Annotated in this window: 21 protein-coding genes; 15 read left to right on the forward strand and 6 right to left on the reverse strand. The window is 68.0% G+C overall.

The features are described 5' to 3' along the window. Positions 1-26 precede the first annotated feature (26 nt). Positions 27-1,190 (forward strand): pyridoxal-phosphate-dependent aminotransferase family protein, encoded by a 1,164-nt coding sequence (locus DU484_RS08960; RefSeq protein WP_114605740.1) that lies wholly within the window; start codon positions 27-29, stop codon positions 1,188-1,190. 15 nt (positions 1,191-1,205) lie between these two features. Here DU484_RS08960 and DU484_RS08965 read toward each other — a convergent pair whose 3' ends face one another. Both DU484_RS08965 and DU484_RS08970 read right to left on the reverse strand, forming a co-directional pair. Next, a complete protein-coding gene (locus DU484_RS08965) occupies positions 1,206-1,985 on the reverse strand; it encodes a GTP cyclohydrolase IIa (protein ID WP_114585730.1) in 780 nt (259 codons plus the stop codon). 53 nt (positions 1,986-2,038) lie between these two features. After that, positions 2,039-3,544, reverse strand: a complete 1,506-nt coding sequence (locus DU484_RS08970; RefSeq protein WP_114605741.1) for a LamG domain-containing protein — start codon at positions 3,542-3,544, stop codon at positions 2,039-2,041. Positions 3,545-3,700: 156 nt separating this feature from the next. On the opposite strand from DU484_RS08970, the gene DU484_RS08975 reads away from it, so the two are divergent. After that, positions 3,701-4,480, forward strand: coding sequence for an HAD-IIA family hydrolase (locus tag DU484_RS08975; protein WP_114605742.1), 780 nt, complete (start codon positions 3,701-3,703; stop codon positions 4,478-4,480). Here DU484_RS08975 and DU484_RS08980 read toward each other — a convergent pair. Together DU484_RS08980 and DU484_RS08985 are read right to left on the reverse strand one after the other, a co-directional pair. Continuing rightward, positions 4,477-5,130 (reverse strand): potassium channel family protein, encoded by a 654-nt coding sequence (locus DU484_RS08980; RefSeq protein ID WP_114606754.1) that lies wholly within the window; start codon positions 5,128-5,130, stop codon positions 4,477-4,479. The genes DU484_RS08975 and DU484_RS08980 overlap by 4 nt on opposite strands. Further along, on the reverse strand, positions 5,130-6,527 hold the full coding sequence (locus DU484_RS08985; RefSeq protein WP_394338760.1) for an APC family permease: 1,398 nt from the start codon (positions 6,525-6,527) through the stop codon (positions 5,130-5,132). Before DU484_RS08985 ends, DU484_RS08980 begins: the two co-directional genes overlap by 1 nt. A gap of 288 nt (positions 6,528-6,815) precedes the next feature. Here DU484_RS08985 and DU484_RS19985 point away from each other — a divergent pair, with 288 nt between their 5' ends. Further along, on the forward strand, positions 6,816-6,956 hold the full coding sequence (locus DU484_RS19985) for a hypothetical protein (protein ID WP_157969314.1): 141 nt from the start codon (positions 6,816-6,818) through the stop codon (positions 6,954-6,956). Between the two features lie 61 nt (positions 6,957-7,017). Here DU484_RS19985 and DU484_RS08990 read toward each other — a convergent pair whose 3' ends face one another. Both DU484_RS08990 and DU484_RS08995 read right to left on the reverse strand, forming a co-directional pair. Next, complete coding sequence (locus tag DU484_RS08990; RefSeq protein ID WP_114585734.1) at positions 7,018-7,416, reverse strand: OsmC family protein; 399 nt, start codon at positions 7,414-7,416, stop codon at positions 7,018-7,020. Between the two features lie 144 nt (positions 7,417-7,560). Then, entirely contained in the window at positions 7,561-8,292 is a 732-nt protein-coding gene (locus DU484_RS08995; protein WP_114605743.1) for a metal-dependent hydrolase, read from the reverse strand. A 111-nt stretch (positions 8,293-8,403) separates the two neighbouring features. On the opposite strand from DU484_RS08995, the gene DU484_RS09000 reads away from it, so the two are divergent. The 12 genes from DU484_RS09000 to tpiA all read left to right on the forward strand — a co-directional run bounded on the left by DU484_RS09000 (position 8,404) and on the right by tpiA (position 19,249). Beyond that, the gene (locus DU484_RS09000; protein WP_114605744.1) at positions 8,404-9,135 is read left to right on the forward strand and encodes a fumarylacetoacetate hydrolase family protein; all 732 of its coding nucleotides are present in this window, start codon (positions 8,404-8,406) and stop codon (positions 9,133-9,135) included. Between the two features lie 138 nt (positions 9,136-9,273). Beyond that, positions 9,274-9,831, forward strand: a complete 558-nt coding sequence (locus DU484_RS09005) for a gluconate 2-dehydrogenase subunit 3 family protein (protein ID WP_114605745.1) — start codon at positions 9,274-9,276, stop codon at positions 9,829-9,831. After that, the gene (locus DU484_RS09010; protein ID WP_114605746.1) at positions 9,824-11,410 is read left to right on the forward strand and encodes a GMC family oxidoreductase; all 1,587 of its coding nucleotides are present in this window, start codon (positions 9,824-9,826) and stop codon (positions 11,408-11,410) included. Before DU484_RS09005 ends, DU484_RS09010 begins: the two co-directional genes overlap by 8 nt. 258 nt (positions 11,411-11,668) lie before the next feature. After that, entirely contained in the window at positions 11,669-13,243 is a 1,575-nt protein-coding gene (locus tag DU484_RS09015) for a TasA family protein (protein WP_114605747.1), read from the forward strand. Positions 13,244-13,458: 215 nt separating this feature from the next. Next, positions 13,459-14,046, forward strand: coding sequence for a phage tail protein (locus DU484_RS09020; protein WP_114605748.1), 588 nt, complete (start codon positions 13,459-13,461; stop codon positions 14,044-14,046). After that, a complete protein-coding gene (locus tag DU484_RS09025; protein WP_114605749.1) occupies positions 14,043-14,531 on the forward strand; it encodes a phage tail protein in 489 nt (162 codons plus the stop codon). The genes DU484_RS09020 and DU484_RS09025 overlap by 4 nt, the downstream gene beginning before the upstream one ends. Positions 14,532-14,570: 39 nt before the next feature. Next, positions 14,571-15,653, forward strand: a complete 1,083-nt coding sequence (gene hisC / locus DU484_RS09030) for a histidinol-phosphate transaminase (protein WP_114585742.1) — start codon at positions 14,571-14,573, stop codon at positions 15,651-15,653. Further along, positions 15,650-16,159 carry an adenylate kinase family protein gene (locus tag DU484_RS09035; RefSeq protein ID WP_114585743.1) on the forward strand — a complete coding sequence of 170 codons (510 nt, stop codon included), beginning with the start codon at positions 15,650-15,652 and terminating at the stop codon, positions 16,157-16,159. Before hisC ends, DU484_RS09035 begins: the two co-directional genes overlap by 4 nt. A gap of 79 nt (positions 16,160-16,238) precedes the next feature. After that, the gene (locus DU484_RS09040; RefSeq protein WP_114587212.1) at positions 16,239-16,847 is read left to right on the forward strand and encodes a CDP-alcohol phosphatidyltransferase family protein; all 609 of its coding nucleotides are present in this window, start codon (positions 16,239-16,241) and stop codon (positions 16,845-16,847) included. Between the two features lie 46 nt (positions 16,848-16,893). After that, a complete protein-coding gene (locus DU484_RS09045; RefSeq protein ID WP_114585744.1) occupies positions 16,894-17,421 on the forward strand; it encodes a multiprotein bridging factor aMBF1 in 528 nt (175 codons plus the stop codon). A 40-nt stretch (positions 17,422-17,461) separates the two neighbouring features. Continuing rightward, positions 17,462-18,568, forward strand: a complete 1,107-nt coding sequence (locus DU484_RS09050) for a carbon-nitrogen hydrolase family protein (protein ID WP_114605750.1) — start codon at positions 17,462-17,464, stop codon at positions 18,566-18,568. Between the two features lie 36 nt (positions 18,569-18,604). Beyond that, positions 18,605-19,249, forward strand: coding sequence for a triose-phosphate isomerase (tpiA, locus tag DU484_RS09055; protein ID WP_114585746.1), 645 nt, complete (start codon positions 18,605-18,607; stop codon positions 19,247-19,249). Positions 19,250-19,252 lie beyond the last annotated feature (3 nt).

Below are 19,252 nucleotides of genomic sequence, written 5' to 3' on the forward strand. Positions count from 1 at the left end.
TATCCCGCTCGGCCTTGACCAAACACATGAGAAGTCCACCGGAGACGAGCGAACTCGATACACCGTCACGTATTCTGATGGGTCCCGGCCCGAGTATGATTCACCCGCGCGTCCTTCGCGCGATGTCGACACAGGCACTTGGCTACATGGACCCCTCGTTCCTGGAGATCATGGACGACATCCAGGAGCTCCTGCGGTACGCGTTCCAGACGGACAACGAGTGGACCCTCGCGACCAGCGGGACGGGCACCGCGGCGATGGAGACGGCCATCGGTAACATCGTCGAACCCGGCGACACGATGCTCGTTCCCACCAACGGCTACTTCGGCGACCGGATGGGGAAGATCGCCCGCCGCGCCGGCGGTGACGTGGTGACCGTCGATGCGCCGTGGGGCGAACCCCTCCACCCCGCCGACGTGGCCGACGCCTTCGACGAACACCAGCCCGACGTGTTCGGCTTCATCCACGCCGAGACGAGCACGGGCGTCCGCCAGCCGAACGTCTCCGACCTGACCGACATCGCCCACGACCACGACGCCATCACCATCGCCGACTGCGTCACCTCCCTCTCGGGCGTCGAACTCCACGTCGACGACTGGGGCATCGACGCCGCCTACGGCAGTCCCCAGAAGTGTCTCTCCTGTACCCCCGGTGCGACGCCGCTCACCATCGGCGAACGCGCCCGCGAGAAGATTCAGAACCGTGACGACGACACCGGCTCCTGGTATCTCGACCTCGACCTCGTCATGGAGTACTGGGGCGACGAGCGTAACTACCACCACACCGCGCCGACGACGAACTTCTACGGTCTCCGCGAGGCGCTCCGCCTCGTCGCCAAGGAGGGTCTGGAGAACCGCTGGGAGCGCCACCGCGCCGTCGCGGGTGAACTCCGCGAGGGCCTCCAGAACCTCGGCCTCGAACCCGCCGCCGAGAAGGAGTACTGGCTCCCCAGCCTCAACTCCATCGAGGTGCCCGACGGCGTCGACGACGCGGCCGTCATCGAGTTCCTGATGGACGAGTACGACATCGAAATCGCGAGCGGCCTCGGCGCCCTCGAAGGTGACATCTGGCGGATCGGCTGCATGGGCTACTCCGCCCGCCGGCAGAACGTCGCGTGTCTCCTGACCGCGATGGAGGACGCCCTCGAAGCGCAGAACTTCGACGTGGACGAACCGGCTATCGAGGCGTAGACCGGATCGAGACGGCTACTCGCTCTCGACTTCTCCCGCCGCCCCGCCCAGTTCGACCGCGGTGCCGTGGTGTCGACACTCCTCCAGGGCGTGCTTCGCCGCCATCCCCGCCGCGTGGGCGTGTTCGCCCTGCCCGACGCCGACCTTCAGGTCGACGCCGACGGTCTCTTCCACGTGGTCGATGGCCGCCCGGTAGTCGGCGACGGCCATGTCGGGCGTGACGGCGATGATGTTGTCGCCGCCGACGAAAAAGGAGAGGCCGCCGTGCTCCTCGCGGAGGTACCGCATCAGCGCCGCGTAGCCCTGTTCGATCTGGATGAACGAGTCGAACTCGTTGAGCTGGTCGGTGTACTTCTCGGTCGCGTCGTTCACGTCGAAGTGGGCGATGGAGACGTCGTCGCCGGAGGGCTCCGTCACCGGCGTTCCGCTCAACACCTCGCGCCGGTCGCCGTCCTGTGCGCTCCCGGCGCCTTGCAACCCCTCCGTCGCCCGCTCCAGCGCGACGGCGGGGTTCGGGTCGACGCCGATTCCGAGGCTGACGGTGACGGGGTAGCGGTTGCCCGTCGACTCCTGGAGGAGTCGGTGGTCGTCGAGGTCGAGGCCGTTGGTCACGGCGACCATGTTGTCGAAGCGGGTGAAGAAGGCGTAGCCGCCCCGGTGGCCGACGAACTGTGCGAGGTCCGCGAACAGTCGCGACTGGAGCGTCTGGAGGTCCATCTCGCGGCGCGGTTCCGGCGTCACCGTCCACGGCCCGTAGTTGTCGATCTGAACGAGCGTCAACTGCGTGTTCGTCACGGTATCGGACCGTAGGGCGGCGTCCAAATGGCTCTTTGGTTTGGTGATGGCCCTCAGGCCGAGTCGTAGAGCGACTGCACCTCGGCCGCCGAGAGCGCGCGCGAGTAGATGCGCACGTCGTCGATCTGGCCGGCTAACTTGTCTCCGCTCGGCGAAGGGTTCGCGCCGATCCTGATCGGTGCGGTCGAGCTTGAACTGCCGGCGGTGCCAAGCTGGAAGGCCTGTCCGTTCTTGTATCCGATCAGATTCGTCCCGTCCCACACGACGCCGACGTGTTGCCACTCACCGCTCGGCGCCGTGGCGAACGTGAACCAGTCGTTCCCGTTGTAGACACCCCATTCGTTGCTGCCCTGCTTCCATCCGAGTTCGAAGGCGTTGTTCTGGTGGAACACGCGGGGATAGGCACCGTCGATTCCGTCGAGCGGTTTCACCCACGCGAATCGGCTCTGAACGGCGCTCGCGTCGATGAATCCCGGAACCTCAACGTAGTCCGTGGCATCGAACGATGCCGCCTGCCCCGCTTGCCCGCTCGCGTACGATACCTCCCCGACGACGCTGCCGTCGTATCCGTTCCCACTCGCGTCGTTCGCGTTCCCGTCCAGCGGGTAGTACGCTTCGAGGTCCGTCGCCAACCCCACGCCGTCGTTGTGCCGGCACTGCTCGGTGTAGAAGCCGAGGTCGAACGTGGCCGAGTCGGACTGAATCTCGTTGGCGTGATCGACCGGCAGTTCCCACAGGAAGCCGATATAGTGGATCGTCGGCGAGTTCGTGTAGCAGTCACGGCCGTCGGAGGTCGGATTCGCGTCCAGCGGGATTCCGTTCCCGATCGAGAGCTGCGTGAGGACCTCCCGGAGCGTGCCCTGCGTGACGATGCGGTCGTCGCCGGAGACGGCGATGGACGCCGAGATGGGGTTCGGTTCGAACTCCCGATCCGTGACGATGGTCTCGGGGTCCTCCAGTACGTTGTCGCCGTCGTCGTACCAGACCGTGACCCGAATCTCGTCTAAGAGTTCGACGACGCCGTCCTGTTCGTCGGGGTCGTCGGCCTCGGGTTCGGTCAGTCCGTTCTCGTTCGCGTCGCGGAGCGAGCCGTTCAACCAGACGTAGCCGGGGTTGTCACAGAGCGCGAAGTCGAAGGTGACCTCGCCGAAGTCGCCGGGTTTCACGTCCTCGATGTTGATCACCGGCCCGTCGAGGTCGTCCGGCACGTCCGCCAGCACCTCGCAGGGATCGGCGTCGCCGGTCTCGATGGCCTGCCGGGTCTCGTCGTCCGGGAACTGTTCCTCGAGCGTGGCGTTCATGAACCCCTCGCGGTCGTCGACGACCAGTTCCCCGTCCTCCATGCGGGCGAACTCGGCCTCGTCCGCGCTCCAGTCGCTGTAGTGTTCCGCCCAGCTCACCTTCATGTCGAGTTCGCCGGCGGTCAACTGGTTGTTCTGGAACGTCTCTTGGTCGCTGAAGTACGCGCTCGTTCCGAGTCCCGCGCCGGCCGACGCCACGCCGATGGTGCCGAGGGCGGCGAGGGCCTTCCGCCTCGTGAGTTCGAAGTCGTCTGTCATGGTCACGCTCCCGGATCGGGACGATGTCCCCTCTGGGTCGTCCGGATACTCTCGACGTACCGGGTTAGCTAATGACGCCTTGCGCTGGCTAATCGGCCGTTAATCGGGTTCAGGCCGAGCGCGAAGTTCAACTGTCCCCCGTCCCTATCGCCCTCGATGACCTACCGCGGAGTCGTCCTCGACGTGGACGGAACGGTCGTGCGTGGTGACGAACCGATCCCGGGTGCCGCCGAGGGCCTCGACCGACTGGGGCGGGCCGGCCTCCGTCGCCTGTTCGTCTCGAACAACCCGACCAAGCGCCCGCCCGCGTACGCCGAGCGGCTCCGCCGGGCCGGCTTCGACGCCCACCCCGACGAAATCGTCACCGCGGGAACGATCACGACCGACTATCTCGCCGACAACCACGCCGACGACGTCCTCTTCGTCGTCGGCGAGGACGCTCTCGTCGACCAGTTGACCGACGCCGGCCTGTCCGTAGTCGCCGACGAAGCGCGTGCCGACACCGTCGTCGTCTCCATCGACCGCACCTTCGACTACGACCGGCTCTGTGCGGCGCTCCGCGCCTGCGACGACGAGGCCGTGACGCTCGTCGGCACCGATCCCGACATGGTGATCCCCGCCGCCGAGGGCGACCTGCCCGGATCGGGGGCGATCATCAACGCCGTCGCGGGCGTGGTCGGGCGCGATCCGGACGTGATGCTCGGGAAGCCCTCCGAACCGGCCCAGCGGGTCGTCCGCGAGCGCCTCGGCCTCCCGCCCGCCGACTGCCTGGTCGTCGGCGACCGCCTCGACACCGACATCGCCCTCGGCGAACGCGCGGGCATGACGACGGCCCTCGTCCGCACCGGCGTCACCGACGACCGCGATCTGGAGCGGAGCGACGTCCAGCCCGACTACGTCCTCGACTCGTTGGCCGACGTGGCGACGATTCTCTAGCCCCGCAGGAGGTTCATCACTTCGTCGGCCACGTCAGGTTCGACCGCGATGACGTAGCGTTTCCCCGGCGCGAGCGTCGTCTCCGGGCGCGCGACACGCTCCCCGTCGTCGTCCGAGATAACGAGCGTTCCGGCGGGGAAGCGAACATCGCGAAGCGCCTTCCCCGCGGCCGGCGCGCCCTCCTCGACCCGAATCTCCATGATGTCGAGCGTGCCCGTCACGTCCGCGAGCGTCCGCACGTCGCTTCCCTCGATTTCGTTCGCCGCCACCCGGGCGCCGGCGCCCTCGGGAAAGACCGTCTCGCCGACGAAGCGTTCGTACCCCTCCTGATCGCGCTCGGTGATGCGCGCGACCGTCCGAATCTCGGGGTTCAGCTCCGCCGCCTCCATGCAGATGGCGAGGTTCAGCCCCGGCAGGCCGGTGAGGCCGGCGATCACGTCGCTTCCCGCCACGTCGGCCTGCCGGAGGATGTCGGGGTTGGAGGCGTCCCCGCGGATGATCGTCGCCACGTACTCGTCGGCCATCGCGTCACAGCGGTCGCCGTCCGATTCGACGACCGTCACGTCGTGGCCGCGGGTATCGAGGAGGGCCGCCGTTTCGAAGCCGACACGTCCACCGCCAGCGATGATGATGTCGAGGGTCATGGTGATCAGTCGTCCGTCTGTGGTGCCGTCTCGTCGGCACCCGTCGGTTTGCTCGCGCTTTCGTCCGCTCCCAGCCGGGTGTAGACGGCGTAGGCCACGACGCCGAGTGCGATCCAACCGGCGCTGAGCCCGAGCGCCAGCACGTCCGTCCGGAGCAGATACTCCACCAGCACGCCAGTCAGGATCAGGTTGAGCACGATGCCGAGGACCGGTGGAATCGGGTAGTACGGCATCTTGTACGGCCGGTTCATGTCGGGACGCTCCCGTCGCAGTTTGATGACCGAGCCGTTCACGACGATAAAGGAGAGGAGGAAGAAGAGACTGGACATGTTGCCGGCGCTCTGGGTCGGGAGGGCGACGGAGCCGAGCATCACCACTCCGCTCGCGAGGATGGCGACGAAGGGCGTCCCGTAGCGGTGGTGGAGTTGGCCGAAGGAGGGGAGCAGTTGGTCCTCCCGACCCATCGAGAACGCCACCCGCGAGGAGGCGATGACGACGGCGTTCAGCGCCGTCAGCGTCGAGAAGACGGCACCGAAGACGATGATCGCGCCCCCGTTCCGAATGACCGGCAGGCCCGTCGGCATGAACTCCGTCGCCGCCTGTGCGATACCGGCTTCCCCCGCCGCCGCGAGGCCGTCGGCGCCGAGGGTCCCCACCGCGACGCTCACCACCGCGAGGTAGACGACGACGGTCACCGCGAGGCTCACGAAGATGGCCTTCGGGATGTTCTCGCGAGGGTTTTTCACCTCCTCCGTCACCGTCGTGATGAGGTCGTACCCCTCGAAGGCGATGAAGGTCAACCCCATCGCGGGGAGGATGCTGAGTGGGCCGCCGCCGTCCGCGAACAGCGGCTGGAACTCGGCGCTCGTGAACATCGGCGACGTGGCACCGAAGGCGACGAAGACGACGAGGATGCTCACCTTGATCAGCGTGAAAATCGTCTCGACGCTCCCGCTCGCCGCCGTCGAGATGGCGTTCAGCACGACCAACCCGAGGACGGCGACGAACGCGAGGCCGACGGCCGCGGGGACGGCGGCGTCGACGACCGGGAGCGCCACTGCACCCACCTGATCCGGCGCCGGCGTCAGGTCGTAGACGTGCAGGAGTTCGAGGAAGTTGGGAGCGAAGCCCAGCGCGTACAGGCCGCCGGCGATCATGTACGCGAACCACAGCATCCACCCCATCACGAACGAGGGGAGGTCGGCGAACACCTCCCGGACGAAGGCGTATCCGCCGCCACTCTTGGGGATGGAGGCGGCGAGTTCGGCGTAGGAGAGGCCGGTGAAGGCGGTGACGACGCCGTTGAGGGCGAACACGAGGATGGCCGCCGGTCCCGCGATTTCGGCCGCCAGTCCCGTCAGGACGAAAATCCCCGCGCCGATCATCGCCCCCATGCCGATCATCGTCGCGTCGAGGAGGCCCAGGTTGGCCTCGGGCGCCCGCTCCCCGTGTCCGCTCACGGCGCTCCCCGTCCACGCGTCCGCGGCAGTCGTTCCGTCCCGATCCACCCGCGGTCGCCGTCGGTCGTGTGTCTCCGAACCATTCCCGCTACTGCACACGATGGCGATTTCCCACAAGAAAGCACGGTGTCGTTCTCACTAGAGGACAATTACGTCCCACGGATCGTCCCAGACAGCCGCGCTGACGCGTCTGACGTAACTTTATTTATGTGTGGGCGCCTACCGTGGTGTATGTCATCGAGTGACAGCCCGTACGTCTTTCGCGACGAGATGGAAGACGTCGACGACGGCGCCGACGAGCCGACGACCGAAGGACAAGAGGTCGTCATCGTCGACGGCCGTGCGATGAGTTACCGCTGGTACCGCCGCTGAACCTCCTTCGACGACGCCGCTCGTCGCCCGGGAGCGGCGGCGCTGGCGACCCACTCGCCGCTCAGAACGCGTCGCCGTACACGTCGATGTCCGCGTGCAGCCCCTCACGGAGCGCGGTGTGTACGTGACAGATCCCCTCCGCCCGCTCGACGATCTCGTCGAGCGTCTCGTCGTCGACGTCGGCCTCGACGTGGATCGCGAAGTGGATGGACGCGAGGTCGTCGTTCTCGTCGAGGTCGGCGCTCGCGTCGATCTGTACCTTGCCGAGGTCGTCGTGGTCGCGCTGCTGACCGCCGACACGGAACGCCGGAAGGAAACAGGAGGCGTACGTCGCCACGAGCGCCGCGTTCGGGTTCGGTCCCTCCTCGTCGGTGGCGTCGACCGTGAACTCGAAGTCGCCGACTTGGTTGACACACGCGAAGCCCTCGTCGCTGACGGTGATAGTTTCGATATCGCTCATTGCGTCCGTTCGGTCGGCGCGCGTCGCCTAAATAGTGCGGATTCCGGTCGTCCGCGACGCTCGCCTTACTGCCGGCTGTAAGTCAATCGAGATATCCGCCCTTCCGGGGTGACGCATATCTCGAAACAGTTACAGCCGACAGTATTACTCCTCGGCGTACGGCCGCTCGAACGCGAAGCTCCCGTCACCGTCGAGGACGTGCACCTCGGCGTCGGAGCCGGTCGCCGCCACCTCGCGCTCGACGTCTCCGACGTCGATCTCGATGGGTGGGAAGGTGTCGTAATGCATCGGGAAGACGTGATCCACGTCCAGCCAGTCGGCCGCGATGGCGGCCTGTGCCGGCCCCATCGTGAAGTGGTCGCCGACCGGGAGCGCCGCGGCGTCGGGTTCGAGGAACGGCCCGATCACGTCGCGCATCTCGCTCATCAGGCCGGTGTCGCCGGCGTGGTAGAACGCGAAGGCGTCCTCGTCGCCTTCCTGAGTGGGAACCGTATCGCCGATGACGTAGCCCGCGGGCATCCCCGCGCTGTACTCGTAGTCGGTGCCGATGCCGTTGGTGTGGTCCGCACGGTGCATCGTCACGTACGCCGACCCACACTCGACGGTGCCACCGAGGTTCATGCCGACGGTGTCGTCGCCCCCGTGTTCGTCGGCCACCCAGCCGACCAGTTCCGGTGTGCCCACGATCGTCGCGTCCGTGAACGCGCCCACGTCGCCGACGTGGTCGGCGTGCCCGTGGGTCAGGAGGACGTAATCGGGGGAAAGGTCGGCCGGATCGACCGACGTGAACGGGTTGTCGAAGAACGGATCGATCAACAGGGAGGTGTCGTCGACCGAAACGTGCCACGTGGAGTGGCCGTGCCAGGTGAGTTCCATGGTTCGTTCTGGAGTTGTCCGCATGCCAACATCAATCTTTAGGGATCGTCGCCGGGCGGGCACCCGCTCCAACGAGGAAGGCTTATTTCGCCCGCGGATAACGCAACCCGCATGCGACGCGTCAGATTCCGCGATCCCGCAGGCATGGTTCGGACCGGCGAGTGGCACGGCGACGCCGTCAGCTTCGCCGATTCCACCTACGACCTCGACGAGGTGGACGTCCTCGCTCCGTGCGACCCGTCGAAAATCGTCTGCATCGGCCTCAACTACGCCGACCACGCCGATGAGACGGGTATGGACATCCCCGACCGCCCCATGCTCTTCCTCAAGCCCCCCAACACCGTGGCCGCCCACGGCGACACGATCACCCTCCCCGCGGGGAAAGAGCAGGTCGACTGGGAGGCCGAACTCGGCGTCGTCGTCGGCGAGCAGTGCCGGAACGTCGACGCCGCCGACGCCGAGGACGTGATCGCCGGCTACACCGTCGTCTGTGACCTCTCGAACCGCGACGACCAGCGACAGGAACAGAACTGGGTCCGCGGCAAGGCCTTCGACGGCGGCGCCCCGATGGGGCCGGTCGTCGCCGACCCCGACCACCTCCCCGACGACGCCGCGATCAGCCTCCGCGTCAACGGCGAAGAGAAGCAGTCCTCAGACATCACACAGCTCATTTTCTCCGTCCCCGAACTGATCGAGGAAATCTCCACGTACATGACCCTCGAACCCGGCGACGTCATCTCGACGGGCACCCCCTCCGGCGTCGGCGGCCTCGAAGACGGCGACGAGGTCGAGGTGGACGTCGAGGGCGTCGAGACCCTCGCGTTCACCGTCGAACAGGACTGATCGGCACTCGTCGTCGATTCTCGTCGTGGCTGTTCGACGGGTACCGATAGAGGTGCGAGATTACCCCTGGGCCGACCGCCCGCTCACCGCGACCCGAGAGGACAAGCCATAAATTTAGGCCCACCTAATCCGTGGCTGATGGACCTGAGCCGACGGGATGCGCTGGCGGCGCTGGCCGCGACGGGAGTCGCCGGCGTCGCCGGGACGGCGTTCCTCGACGACGGGGACGAGGCCACGGGTACCGACCCCGCGGCACCCGACGCCACTCCCGTCCCCGACGACGGTCTCGCGACCCTCGTCGCCGTCGCGGAGACGGTCTACCCCTCCGCCGCCGAGGGCGTCGACACCTTCGTCGAGACGTACGTCGCCGGCCTCCCCGACGACCGCCGGGACGAGGTTCTCGCCGTCGCCGCCGACCTCGACGCGACGGCCCGGGACTGGTTCGACGCCCCCCCCGCCGACCTCGACCGCTCGACCCGCGACGACCTTCTCCGTGACCTCGGGGTCGACGTGGCCGACCCCGACGCCGACGGCTACCTCTCCGAGCGGATTCGGTTCCACCTCGTGAACGAACTCCTCTATGCCTTCTACGCCTCGCCGACCGGCGGCCGACTGGTCGGCATCGAGAACCCCATCGCCTACCCCGGCGGCACCGAGAGCTACCAGCGCGCCTCCATGGAGGAAGAGGATGGCTGAGGATCGCTCGCCCGACCCCGACGCCGACGTCTGTATCGTCGGCGCCGGCCCCGCGGGCGCCATCGTCGCCGCCCGCCTCGCCGAAGCAGGTTACGACGTAGTCGTCCTCGACGCCGGCCCGCGGTTCGACCTGGACGACCGGACCGACCAACTCGACGCGCACATCCGCCCCGGTCTGGAGGGGCTGTGGGGCATGGGCGGCGAGCGCGACGCCTACACATCCAGCGGGCCGAGGGGCTACCCCCTGAACGCCGCGCGCGTGAAAGGCGTCGGCGGGTCGACGCTCCACTGGCAGGGCATGGTGATGCGTCTCCACGAACGCGACTTCGAACTCCACAGTCGCCACGGCGTCGGCGTCGACTGGCCGGTCGACTACGCCGACCTACGTCCGTACTACGCCGAGGCCGAACGGGAGTTGAGCGTCGCCGGCGCCGACGACAACCCCTTCGCCCCGCCCCGCGAGGAGCCGTTCCCCCTCCCCGCCTTCCCGCCCTCTCACAGCGACGCCATCTTCGCCGAGGCCTGCGAATCGCTCGGCCTCCCAACCCACTCCGTGCCGAACGCCCGCAACTCCGAACCGGCGGACGGCGCCTCGGCCTGTGTCGGCTACGGCACCTGCAAACCCGTCTGTCCGTCCGGCGCGAAATACACCGCGGAGCGTCACGTCGCCCGGGCGGAGGCGGCGGGTGCCCGCGTCGTCGACCGGGCGCCCGTCCAGCGACTCGTCCACGACGATACCGGGAAACGGATCGACGCCGCCGTCTACGCGACGCCCGACGGTGAGGAACACCGGCAGGACGCCGACGCCGTCGTGCTCGCCTGTGGCGGCGTCGAGAACGTTCGCCTCCTCTTGCTCTCCGCGTCCGGGGCTCACCCCGACGGCCTCGCCAACTCCTCCGGGGCGGTCGGCCGCTACTTCATGGATCACTGCTTCGCCGGCGTCGGCGGCCGGATCGACCGCCCGACCCGACAGAACCACGTCGGCTTCAACACCACCGAGTGTCACGCCCTCTACGACGGAGTGGACCCCTTACCTGGGGTGAAACTGGAGTTTCTCAACTACGCCGGTCCCTCCCCCGTCATCGACGCGCTCCACGCCGACGACTGGGGTGACTCCCTGCTCGACTCCCTGCGGGAGTCCTACGGTACCCACCTCGCCGTCGGCGGCCTCGTCGAGCAGTTCCCTCGCGCCGAGAACCGCATCACCCTCGACCGCTCGACCACGGACGACCACGGTAATCCCGTGCCCGACGTGCAGTGGTCGATCGGTTCGGAGACGCGCCGCGCCATCGAGCGCGCCAACGAGGTCCAGCGGTCGATCCTGACGGAACTCGGCGCCGAGATAGACTGGGTCGTCGGCCCCGACGCGACCGGCCCTGCGTACCACCACATGGGCACGACCCGGATGGGCACCGACTCCGAATCGAGCGTCGTCGACCCCGACTGCCGCGCCCACGACTGCGAGAACCTCTGGATCGCCGGCAGCAGCGTCTTCCCCACCGGCGGCGCGATGAACCCGACGCTCACCATCGCCGCCCTGAGCTGTCGGCTGGCCGACCGCCTCGACGAGTGGCTGTAACTCGCCTCCGCGCCCTCCCTTCCCTCGTACCGGGCGTTAATAACTAGTTAAGAATCTAACAATTACGGCCCCCCACCGGGATGATCGAGGGGCGCCTCGAAGAGCGACGCCGCTTCTCTCAAACACCTTGGATTTCTAATAATAAATGGTTATCTAATAGGTTGTAGCGCGTCGCTCCCACCGCATTTCGATAGAGGGCAACCACATCTCGGCGCGTGGGGGAGCGTCAACCAATCGATTCGGATCGAGACTGCTACGATGACAGACGACAACATTTTGAACGTCACACGACGGCGCGCGCTCGCCGGCGCGGCGCTCGTCGGTGCTATCGGGGCATCGGCAGGTGCCGGCACGGCAGCGTACTTCAGCGACGACGTACAGACCGAAGACAACACGATTCAGACGGGGGACATCGACCTCAGAACAAATGGCAACGACTCGCCGACCACGACGATCAACGTCGGCCCCGTCGGCCCCGGGCAGAGCGGTAGCCAGTCGCTCAGCCTCAACAACGTCGGGTCGTTGAACGGGTACCTCAGCTTGGTGTTCGGGACGCCCGACAACCGGAACGACCTGACCGAGATTCTCGAAGTCACCGTCTCCATCGGCGGGACCGAGATTCGGCGCGGGACCTTCGACACCGTCTTCGACGGGGAGGGCGAGTGGTCCAACGCCGACGTCCCGCTCGACGGCGGTCAGACGAAGAATCTCACCATCGACTGGTCGCTGCCGGGAGGCGCCGGCAACGATGTCCAGAACCTCGAGGCGATAGGGGACATCACGATCCAGTTGAACCAGCAACAGGAGGCCTTCGCCGACCTCGTCGTCGGCAGCAGCGGCGCCAACGTCTCGACGATTCAGGAAGCGGTCGACGACGTGCCCGACGGGGGCGTGATCCTCGTCAGGGACGGGACGTACAACGAAGGGGTATCCATCGACAAGGCGAATCTGACACTCGCCTCGAAGAATCCGCTCGGTGCCCAGATCAGGACGTCGGCTCCGGCGACCAATCGTGCCATCGAAGTCGCGGGCGTTTCCGGTGTCACTGTGGACGGATTCGACATCTCGTTCGACGGCAACAATTCTCCGAACAGCGAGAAGTACGCCGTCCGGGCACAGGCCGTCTCTGACGGGCTCACGGTCCGCAACTGTGACATCGGACGGTTCAGTACGTCCGACAACGCCGACGGCGCCGTCCGGGCGACGGGCGTCGTCGTCACCAGCGTACAGGGGCCGAATGCGGGCGGCGAAGTCAACGACGTGATCGTCGAGAACAACGTGTTCGACGACATCAAGACCACCGGCGGGACCGACCTCTCGGACTCGGACAACGACTCCAAGGCGAAAGGCGTCGCGCTGAACGGGAACGTCCTGAACGCCAGCGTCGTCCACAACGAGTTCACCAATATCGGCGCCGCTGGTGGTAGTAACGAGAGTCCGACCAGTGCCGAACCGGTCACCGACTCGGGGGTCAACGGGACCGAGAAACCCCGTGGCGTCACCCTCGTCGAGGACAGCAACGGAACCGGTCCGCGGAACTTCACTATCCTGAACAACCTCTTCCAGAACATCGTCGGTACCTGGGGCCAGCCGGCCATCTTCGTCGGCGGATCGAACACCCCGGGGAACGACCACGAGGTGTACGACAACGAGTTCCACCACCCGGTCGACAACCTCAGCGGCGGCGCGCTCAAACTCCGGAACAACACCTGGGTGAACGACGACGACGACGACGGCGTGCCCGAACTCGTCGATCCCAACGCGGACAACGACGGTGGCAACCTGATCGACCGCAACGGCGGGAGTTCCTACGACACCACCTACACCATCTGACGGCCGAGACGCGTCTGCGGGTCCCTCCTCTGCTTTTCGCTACCACGACCACGTGGTCGCCGACGAGTGCGACGACCACGTCATCGGTAGCCGATTCTCCCACCGTCGTGAGCGACGACCACCGGCCCCGCATAGCTTCAAGGGCCCCGGAGACGTTCGTCCGTGGTGTATGGTAACAACGCATACACACGTGGCGCTCCCCTCGCGAGGCGACGATGCCTGACCGACACGGCCCGTTCCGGGTGGCTCGCTTCCTCCTCGAAATCGACGGGGTGGCGAAGGCGGGGTTCACCCGGTGTCGGATTCCCGACTCCTCGACGGCTGTCGTCGAGTACCGCGAGGGCAACGATCCGCCGACGCCGCGGAAACTCGCCGGCCTGAACGAGTACGGCTCGCTCGAACTGCGCTACGGCGTCACGACCGATGCCATCGAACTGTACGAGTGGCGACGGCTCGTCGAGCAGGGAAAGGTCGACGAGGCGCGCCGCTCCATCGCCGTCGTCCTCCTCGACGAGGAAGGGGCCCCGGCCGCGCGGTGGGAACTCCGAAATGCGTGGCCCCGGCGATACGCGGCGCCGACGCTCGACGCCGGGCGCTCCGCCGTCGCCATCGAGACGCTCGAAATCGTCTGCGAGGGGCTCCGCCGCGTCGACACGGGATCGGAAACCGACGGTGCGGGCGAGCGTGCCGAACACGGCCCCCCGACGCCGCGGAAGCCGAGCGAGGGGCTGACGGACCTCACCCGCCGGTACCGGCCCGACGAGCGGCCGAACCTGACCCGGAAAAGTCCCGATGAGGGATGAGCGACGACCCCTACCGCCGCCACCGGTTCGACGTCGACATCGGGGACGACCGCCCGCCGCTCGGTTTCACCGAGGTGCGCGGGCTGTCGATTCGGGTCCAGGCGCGGCCGGGCGAGGAGGCCGGGGACGACGCGAGAGACGCGGACTGGCTGGACTGGCGCGACCGATTCGGCGCCATCGGCCGCGTGCCGTCCGTTCCTCGCCGCCGACCCGCCTCGCCACCGCTCACGCTCCGGCGGGGGATCACCGACGACCGACGGCTCTGGGACTGGCTCCGCGACTGGGTGGACGGGCGGGTCGAGAAACGCGACGTGCGGGTGTACCTGCTCGACGCCGCGGGCGAGCGAGCGCGTGGCTGGCGCTGTCGCGACGCGACGCCCGCCCGGTGGACGGGGCCGGAACTCGCCGCCGACCGTCCCGCCGCGGCGACGGAGACGCTCGAACTGGTTCACGAGGGCCTCGACGCCATCACCGGCGGTGACTGATCGAACACGCTTAAGCGTCGGCGTCCGCATCCTCCGACCATGCAACCACGGGACCTTTCGGATCTCTCGCCGTACGTCCCCGGCCGCGGCGCCGAGGAGGTGGCCCGCGAACTCGGGATGGACCCCGACGACCTCACGAAACTCTCGTCGAACGAGAACCCTCACGGCCCGAGTCCGGCGGCCGTCGAGGCCATCCGCGAGACGGCGCCGCGGGTCGGCGTCTACCCCAAGGCCTCCCACACCGACCTCGGCGACAAACTCGCCGACCGCTGGGACTGCGCGCCCGAACAGGTGTGGGTGACCCCCGGCGCCGACGGCGCCATCGACTACCTCTCGCGGGCCTTCCTCGACCCCGGCGACCGGATTCTCGTCCCCGAACCCGGCTTCTCGTACTACCGGATGAGCGCCCGCTACCACCACGGCGAGGTGGCGACCTACGAGTTGGCAAAAGCCGACGACTTCGCCCAGACGCCCGCGACGGTGCTCGACGCCTACGACGGCGAGCGGATGGTGTATCTCACGTCGCCGCACAACCCGACCGGCGCCGAGTTCTCCCGCGAGGCGGTCGTCGAGTTGGCCGAGTCCGTCGACGAGGACACCCTCCTCGTCGTCGACGAGGCGTACGCGGAGTACACCGACGCGCCCTCCGCCATCGACCTCCTCGATTCCTACGACAACCTCGCGGTCCTGCGGACGTTCTCGAAGGCGTACGGTCTCGCGGGCCTGCGCGTCGGCTACGGCGTCGTCCCCGCGTCGTGGGCGGACGCCTACGCCCGCGTCAACACGCCCTTCGCCGCCAGCGAAGTCGGGTGTCGGGCCGCCCTCGCCGCCCTCGACGACGACGACCACCTCGAACGCACCGTCGAGACGGCGCGCTGGGCGCGTGCCTACCTCCGCGAGCACCTCGACGCACCGACGTGGGAGAGCGGCGGCAACTTCGTCCTCGCCGAAGTCGGCGACGCCGCCGCCGTCGCCGAGGCCACGAAGCGTCGGGGCGTCATCGTCCGCGACTGCTCCAGTTTCGGCCTCCCCGAGTGTATCCGCGTCTCCTGTGGCACCCGCGAGAGTACGCCCCGTGCCGTCGAGACGATCAACGACGCCCTCGCGGAGGTGCGGGTGTGAGCGACGACCGTCGGGTCGCCGTCACCGGGACGCCCGGCACCGGCAAGACGACGGTCACCACCCTGCTCGACGGCCCGGTGATCCACCTCAACGATCTGATCCGCGAGGCCGGCCTCTGGTCCGAACGCGACGAGGGCCGTGACTCCCTCGTCGCCGATCTCGACGCCGTCCGGGAGGCGCTCGGCGACTGGTCGGGCGTCGTCGAGTCCCACCTCGCCCACCACCTCGACGCCGACCGAGTTGTCGTCCTCCGGTGCCGGCCGGACGTACTCGAATCCCGCCTCCGGGAGCGCGGTGCCGACGAGGCCAAGGCGGCCGAGAACGCCGAGAGCGAGGCGCTCGACGTGATCCTCTCCGAGGCCGTCGACCGTCACGGCCTCGACAACGTCTACGAAATCGACACCACCGACCGGCCGCCGGCCGACGTGGCCGCCGACATCGAGGCCGTGATCGCCGGCGACCGCGACCCGAGCGCCGGCGACGTGGATTTCACGGACCATCTGTGATAATGTTCGTCGAAAGTCATCACCAATTGTTCGCCGTACCGTGCCGGCGAACCACCAGCAAACGGTCACAACGATCATCATGACCCTGGATCGTCTCCGTCCGCTGGCCGAACTCGTCCTCGATCCGATGGTCGCGGCGGCCGACCGGATCGGCCTCACCCCCGACGGGATCAGCGTCCTCGCGTTCGGGTTCGCCGTCGCCGCCGCCGTCGGCTTCTCCCTCGCCACGCCCGTCGGCTACGTCGTCGGCGCGCTCTGTGTCCTCGCGAACGGGTGGCTAGACCTGCTGGACGGCGCCCTCGCGCGCACCCAGAACGTCGACTCCCGCGGCGGCGACCTGCTGGATCACGTGCTGGATCGGTACGCCGACATCGTCCTCGTCGTCGGCCTCGCGGCCGGCGTCGCGCGCTACGACCTCGGTCTCCTCGCGGTCACCGGCGTCCTGATGACCTCCTATCTGGGCACGCAGATTCAGGCCGTCGGCCTCGGCCGGGAGTACGGCGGCCTCGTCGGCCGCGCGGACCGCCTCGCCCTCATCGGCCTCGGCGCCGTCGTCGCCGCCGTCGTGGGGGGACCGATCGGCCCGCTCTCCCTCTCGGTCGTCGGCTACCTGCTCGCATTCTTCGCCGTCATCGGCCACTTCACCGCGCTCCAGCGGTTCTGGGGCGCGTGGTCCGATCTGTCCTGACCCCCCGGGCGCACCTTTTATCCCCCGGCGTCCGCTACGGAGGAGTATGCCCCAGTGTGAAATGTGCGGTGCGGAGAGTTCGTCGCTCACGACGACGAAAGTCGAGGGGGCCGAACTCGAACTCTGTGACAGCTGTACCGACTTCGGCACCGAGGTCCGGACGGAGTCGAGCAGTTCGTCCTCGACGAAGTACTCCACTTCGTCCTCGTCCTCGTCGTCCTCGTCGTCCTCGTCGTCCACGTCGGGCGGCTCGTCGTCCGGTGGCTCCCGCCGCCGCCGCGACATGTTCGACGACATGGAGGAGGTCGCCACCGACTACGACGACCGCATCCGCTCGGCCCGCGAGGATCGCGGCCTGAGTCAGGAGGAACTCGCGAACGAACTCAACGAGAAGGCGAGCCTCATCCGCAAACTCGAACGTGGCGACGTGCTCCCGAGCGACGAGGTCCAGACGAAACTGGAGCGCAAACTCGACATCTCCCTCTCCGAGGGCGCCGGCGACGAGGACGCCGAGTGGTCCGGCGGGTCGTCGACGACGACCACCCTCGGTGACGTGGTGAAGCGCAAGGACTAGCAGGCGTACGATTATAGCGGTCGCCCGTCAACCCGTGGCCATGTCACGCGACCGCGACGCCGCCGAGTCGTTCACGCTCGGTGCCGCACAGATCGAACCGGTCTATCACGACGCCGAGGCCACCCTCGACAAGACCTGCCGGTGGATCGAACGCGCCGGCGACCGGGGCGTCGACGTCCTCGTCTTCCCCGAGACGTACTTCCCCGGCTACCCCTACTGGCGACGGAGCACCTCCATCGCCCGCTGGACCGATCTGATGGTCGACCTCGCGGACAACAGCCTCCACGTCGACGACGACGCCGTCTCGACCATCGGCGAGGCCGTCGCCGACGCCGACCTGCATCTCGTCCTCGGCACCAACGAGGTGGACGACCGACCGGGCAGCGGGACGCTCTACAACTCGCTGTTCTTTTTCGACCGCTCCGGCGACCTGGTGCGTCGCCACCGGAAACTCATGCCCACCCACGACGAACGCGCCATCTGGGGTCGGGGCGACCCCGAACACCTCGCCGTCCACGACACCGACGTGGGCCGTCTCGGCGGCCTCGTCTGCTACGAGAACCACATGACGCTCTCGAAGGCAGCGCTCTGTGCGCAGGGCGAGGAGATTCACGCCGCCGTCTGGCCGGGCTTCTGGGAGCAACACGGCCACCCCGGCGACAAGACCCGCGCCACCTCCGCCGAGGCCCGCGACACCTGCGACATCTACCCCGCCGTCCGCGAGTACGCCTTCGAGACGCAGTCCTTCGTCGTCTCCTGTTCGGCCTACATGAGCGAGGGCGTCCCCGACGGCTTCGAGGAGGGCGAAATCGGCTTCGGGGTCGGCAACGGGGGCAGCATGCTCGTCAACCCCGCCGGCATCGTGAAAGCCGGGCCGGCGATAGGCGAAGAGACGCTTCTGACCGCCGAGTTCGACCGCTCCGAGCGTCGCGCCACCAAGGCGTACTTCGACGCGATGGGCCACTACGCCCGCTGGGACGCGGTGAATCTGGAGGTGAGCGACGGGCGTCTCGACCCGATCCACGACCACCACGGCGGGGGTGACCGGCCGCCCCTCTCGCCCGCCGCCGCCCAGTCGCTCGCCGAGGAGTACGACGTGGACGTGGAGACGGTCGAAGCCGTCGCGGAGGCCATCGAGGAGGGATAGCCACGTTTTTTCACCTCACCCCACGCGTTCCACAGCATGTTCGTTCTCGTCAACCTGAAGGCGTACCCCTGTGATCCGGTCGCCGTCGCCACGGCGGCCCGCGACGTGGCCGAGGCGAGCGGCGTCCGAATCGCCGTCGCGCCGCAGGCCGCCCACCTCGACGCCGTCGCCGAGACGGGCGTCGAGACGTGGGCCCAACACGTCGATCCGATCGCTCACGGCAGCCACACCGGCCACACCCTCGCCGAGGCCGTCGCCGACGCGGGCGCGACGGGCACGCTTTGCAACCACTCCGAGCATCGCCTGACACTCGCGGACGTCGACGGCGCCCTCGACGCCGCGGAGCGCACCGACCTGGAGACGGTCGTCTGTGCCAACAACCCCGATCAGGTCGCGGCGGCGGCCGCGCTCGGTCCCGACGCCGTCGCGGTCGAACCCCCGGCGCTCATCGGCGGCGACGTGTCGGTCAGCACCGCCGACCCCGATATCGTGGAGGGTGCCGTCGCCGCTGCGGGCGCCGTCGACCCCGAGGTGGACGTCTACTGTGGCGCCGGCGTCTCGACCGGCGACGACCTCGCCGCGGCCGCCGACCTCGGCGCCGCGGGCGTCCTCCTCGCGAGCGGCGTCGCCAAGGCGGACGATCCGCGGGCGGCACTGGAAGACCTCGTCTCCGGGGTGTAGGAT

Origin of the sequence: Haloplanus rubicundus, assembly GCF_003342675.1 — an archaeon.
Classification (GTDB): domain Archaea; phylum Halobacteriota; class Halobacteria; order Halobacteriales; family Haloferacaceae; genus Haloplanus; species Haloplanus rubicundus.